This window comes from Prolinoborus fasciculus (assembly GCF_056724605.1).
Map to the genome: position 1 here is coordinate 1 of NZ_JBWZQN010000106.1, position 4,262 is coordinate 4,262.

Sequence of the window (4,262 nt, forward strand, 5' to 3'; positions counted from 1 at the left end):
AGCAACTGGCAGAAACCTTATTAAAAATTTCGTATCCAATTGGGGCTGCACAGCGTGCACTTGAAGTCACCATCGTACTTAAAGAGCAAATTCTCTCAGGCAGTTATCCACTCAGCTACGAACTACAATTTGGGGAGTGGTTACGGGAGGAGTTAAACCAAGGTGCTTTGCTCCGCGCACATACAGACCCTGATCTGAGTATTTTGCTGAAGAAAGCACAAATGCATCATCGTAGTTTGTTGGGGCCAAGTTTGACACAGTGGTCAACGGCAATTCCTGAACAGCACCTCTGGCAGGCAATGGCAGACACCTATCCCTCTATTGTGGCACATTGGGATGAGGATGCCGATGAACGTAATCAGATTTTGGCCTTATGCCGTATTTATTTTAGCTTGATAACGAATGAGATTGTGCCTAAAGACCAAGCCGCACACTGGGTGATAGCTCAGTTACCGTCGCTGCATCAACCCATTTTGCAGCGCATGATCCAAGAATATAAAGGTGAGATACGCAAACAAAACTGGCAACAACAGCATCAGGCTTTAGGCCCTGTTGTTGACTTCCTTAGTTCAAAAATTGATGAACAATTTAATAAGAAGAGTAGCCTAATCAAGTAATAGTGTTTTAACCAAGCATTTTGAGCTGACGGGCTTCTATAAGCCCTACATCCCCCAACTCATCCCTCGATCTTGCTTAGGTTGGGGCTGTTCCATTTCCATTTTCCGTTCCTTCATCTGGATGATATTCGCTTCAATAGTTCGGACGTTTCGAGCAAATTCTGCTGCGCTTTGGCTACTTCTGACGAGACTGACTGCTGTACGGTTGAGATTTTCTCCAGTACGTCCTCGTAGTTCGTTGTAATTTGGCTCATCTCTCTGACTTTGCCATTGATCTGCTCGGTATACGTTGCCGTACTTCTCTCTAATTCGTGAAATTGCGTCTGTGTTGTCGATAATGACTTTTGTGTTTGCACTAAGCCTTTCTGTACGCTCTCCATTGCCTTTGATTGTGCTGATAAGGCTTGGATAATTTTCTTTTGCATCACGTCTAAACTCTGCTGTTGCTGCTGCAATTGCGCTTGTTGTTGCTGTAATTGCTGCTGTTGTTCTTCGATGATTTTCAATAACTGTGTTTCTAATTCGGTCATCGTTTAATACCCCATCGGAATCATGTAACCGTTCTGCCATTCGCCTGCATTCTTGTTGATCTGAATACATAAGCGTTGGGCTTTGCTGTTTTGCTGTCTGCATGTGCTGAACGTCAAACTGCCCCCCGATCGGTTCAGGTGATCCACTCGCATTTGTTTCTCGTTGATCGTCATATTGAGCGTCTGAATCTCGCTGTACTTGCTTTTCCCCATAAAACTGAGCGCAATAATGAGAATAATCAAAATAACAGCGCCCAAAATCAGTGCCATATTCAAAGTAGTAAGCTGTTTCAGTAGGCTTTTGTTCTGAACTTGCTGTTCTTCTGTCTGTATCTGCTCGTTCATTTGCTTTAAACGGCTCAATTTGGACTGTAGCAAGGCTTGGTACTGGTCGAGCTGCTTTTCGATCTGCTGTGAGCTGTTCTGTAGGTTCTGCGCTAATTTCTCGTCTGACTGTTGGATAGCGGTCGCTGTGATATTGGCTCTTGTGCTTAAGTTGTCTTTGATAATCTGTGACGTTTGCTCGATACCGCTCAGAAGTTGTTCCTCGGTACGTTGCAATTCGCTGTTGTACTTCTTGTCGATATTCGCCAGTAGCTCTAAAGCCTTGCTCATAAACCTCTCCATTCAAACGGATAGGACGTGTTGCGCCCTCATATGGATTTTCAATTGATATTGATTTTTGGGTCTGTCGGGTGACTTTGACGTCATTGGACTCAAGCCATTCAACCAATTTTTGCCGATCGGCAATTTCACCATTGGCAACGGCTCGATAGATACGTTGATGTAATTGCGCTTTAAAGTCCCGAACGTCCTTTGGGAGGTTCTTCTTATTGATTAAAAGCTGCTGATTGTTCGGGTCATCAGGGTCATACAGTCTATGTTCCGCATTGGTAATCTGCTTAAACAGATCTACTCGATCGAGATCTACCGGTGCATAAAATGGCTGTAGCCGTTTGCCTGTCGAAAGTTCCACATTAGGAATCACAAAATTCAGCTCAAGCCGAGTCTCTCCAGTAACTTGGTTCACCTTATCTTGGTGCTGTACCCATAGAACTTTATACTGATCTTGATCAAGGCCAGGAAAAAGACACTGCTCAAAATTCTGCATGATCTGCTGTTTATCCTGGTCAGATAAATCATGCTCGTAAAAGGATAAACAACCGCTGGTATATTTCTTGGCAAAAGGGCTGCTATCAATGAGTTGTGCTGTCAGCTCCACATCACCACTTAAAACCTGTGCATGTTCTCGCACTCGATCTTCACCAAGTAAATAATCTAGACAACCTTTGGATAAACCTGTGCCATGTCTAAAAAAATCAACGATCATCTGGACGTAACTCCCGAAGTTGCTGATCTATGGAAATCAACAAATGAAGTAACTTCACTTTGTCAAAAGTACCTGTCCCTGCAATATCCGTATTAATAGCCTTGGCAATCTGATTGACGTTATTACCTATGCGACCTAACTCTAAAATTAAAGAACGTTCTGTCTTGGTATATGAAGATTCAACAACGTTTTTTGCTTTAATTTTTTGGTCATCATCTGCTTTTGAATTATGAATCTGTGTTGCTTTCTCTACTGCCGATTGACGTAGCAACTTTGCGATTGAACCAAAAGGATTATTAGCATCAAGCAATTGGTACTCTGATTCTGAAAGTCTGACTTTAAACGTCCGTTCCCGAACCGCTTTCTGTTTAGTTACTGAATCTATTTCCATTTGATCAATCCAATTCTCGGTATGAAACCGGTTTAAGGGAAAATCTTTGATTTTTCTTTAAGCCGGTTTTCGGGGTATCGGGGGTGAAGCCCCTGATCAAGGTCACAGCTTAGCACTATTGAACATCGTGAAATAGGGGTAACTGTGTATCCTTGCTTATCAATTACGGACAAATTTGTTCTATAAATTATTAAATCAAATGACTCGGTATATAAACTCTAGAAAGTATTGGCATTAATCTTGTAAAACTAAAGACGCTCAACTCTTTCTCACCGCCACCACAGCCTTCGCTTCGCTCAGGCAGATGGTGGACGTTGAGAGAGTTTCGGCAATACTCTCCCTAAGGGCTGTCATTCAAAAAATGACACTTCCCTTAAGTATTGCCGATTTAACCTGATTAGGCTGACGGAGCCACGCATCGGTCGTATCCGCACCATGCTTTACATACATGGTAGACAAGGACTAAAAGTTTTGTACCTTCCCCCACGCGCTCCCTGTCGAAGTATGGTGGTATCTCTGCGAGGATTTCTCCAACATGCAACTTAACCAACCTATACAACTACTCTCAACGCTCCGCTTGTGTGGGATTCCCCTGTAACGGTTTAGCTCCAATCTCTCGATCTTCACTATCGCTACGATGCACCAGTGACACTTATTCCCTCCACATGCACCGCATATCTTCCTTTAAAAAAGGCGAACAGAAGCTGATAAGGCTCGAATACAGTCTATGTATTGCTTATTGGATGAACGAGAATCAAGTAACGAAAGACTTTTTACTGATACAATGCTTGCCATTTTTTATCAATTTGATAGAATCTGAAAAGCGGTACAAGCCGAAAGGTGAAATCAGTACGAGCGTCTAACTCTGCTGATCTTCGTTACTTGATGCTCTTAACATCAAATAACTGCGTACCACCAAATTTAAGACAAAACCCCTCTAAGTTGCAAGACTCAGAGGGGTTTTTCTTTAGGTTTTAACTACAACTTTTCATTAGAATTGTTGCAAGGACTCTTTTTTTATATATTTCAAATTTTTTAACAAGATTTTTATTTGTTTCTCCTACTCCTAACTCATGCCCGAAAAAGAGGTCAAGCATGTCCGAAACCTTGCAACTTGAACAGTTAACAGAATCTTTACAGCAGCTTTTGGGTGAATCCCTCTTTGCCATTTATCTGTATGGTTCAGCTGTTGATGGCGGGCTAGGTCCAGAAAGTGATCTGGATGTTTTGGTTGTGGTGAATCAAGCACTGACACTCCATCAAAGACAGCAACTGGCAGAAACCTTATTAAAAATTTCGTATCCAATTGGGGCTGCACAGCGTGCACTTGAAGTCACCATCGTACTTAAAGAGCAAATTCTCTCAGGCAGTTATCCACTCAGCTACGAACTACA

General features: G+C 42.5%; 4 protein-coding genes. 2 read left to right on the top strand and 2 right to left on the bottom strand.

Going from position 1 to position 4,262, the window contains the following annotated elements; all coding sequences use genetic code 11:
• A partial coding sequence (locus tag AC1P5O_RS16135; protein ID WP_499006385.1) for an ANT(3'')-II family aminoglycoside nucleotidyltransferase occupies positions 1–617 on the top strand: 617 nt, incomplete at its 5' end.
• A 45-nt stretch (positions 618–662) separates the two neighbouring features.
• Here AC1P5O_RS16135 and AC1P5O_RS16140 read toward each other — a convergent pair.
• Positions 663–2,477 carry a relaxase family protein gene (locus AC1P5O_RS16140; protein ID WP_176453806.1) on the bottom strand — a complete coding sequence of 605 codons (1,815 nt, stop codon included), beginning with the start codon at positions 2,475–2,477 and terminating at the stop codon, positions 663–665.
• Complete coding sequence (locus AC1P5O_RS16145; protein WP_050041694.1) at positions 2,467–2,868, bottom strand: MobC family plasmid mobilization relaxosome protein; 402 nt, start codon at positions 2,866–2,868, stop codon at positions 2,467–2,469. The genes AC1P5O_RS16140 and AC1P5O_RS16145 overlap by 11 nt, the downstream gene beginning before the upstream one ends.
• Positions 2,869–3,963: 1,095 nt before the next feature.
• Here AC1P5O_RS16145 and AC1P5O_RS16150 point away from each other — a divergent pair.
• Positions 3,964–4,262, top strand: a 299-nt coding sequence (locus AC1P5O_RS16150; protein WP_499006387.1) for a nucleotidyltransferase domain-containing protein, incomplete at its 3' end; no start/stop codon positions are given.

Bases quoted from the DNA above. Each gene is read 5' to 3' on its own strand.
- AC1P5O_RS16140 (WP_176453806.1), bottom strand. From the start codon at position 2,477: ATGATCGTTGATTTTTTTAGACATGGCACAGGTTTATCCAAAGGTTGT.
- AC1P5O_RS16145 (WP_050041694.1), bottom strand. From the start codon at position 2,868: ATGGAAATAGATTCAGTAACTAAACAGAAAGCGGTTCGGGAACGGACG.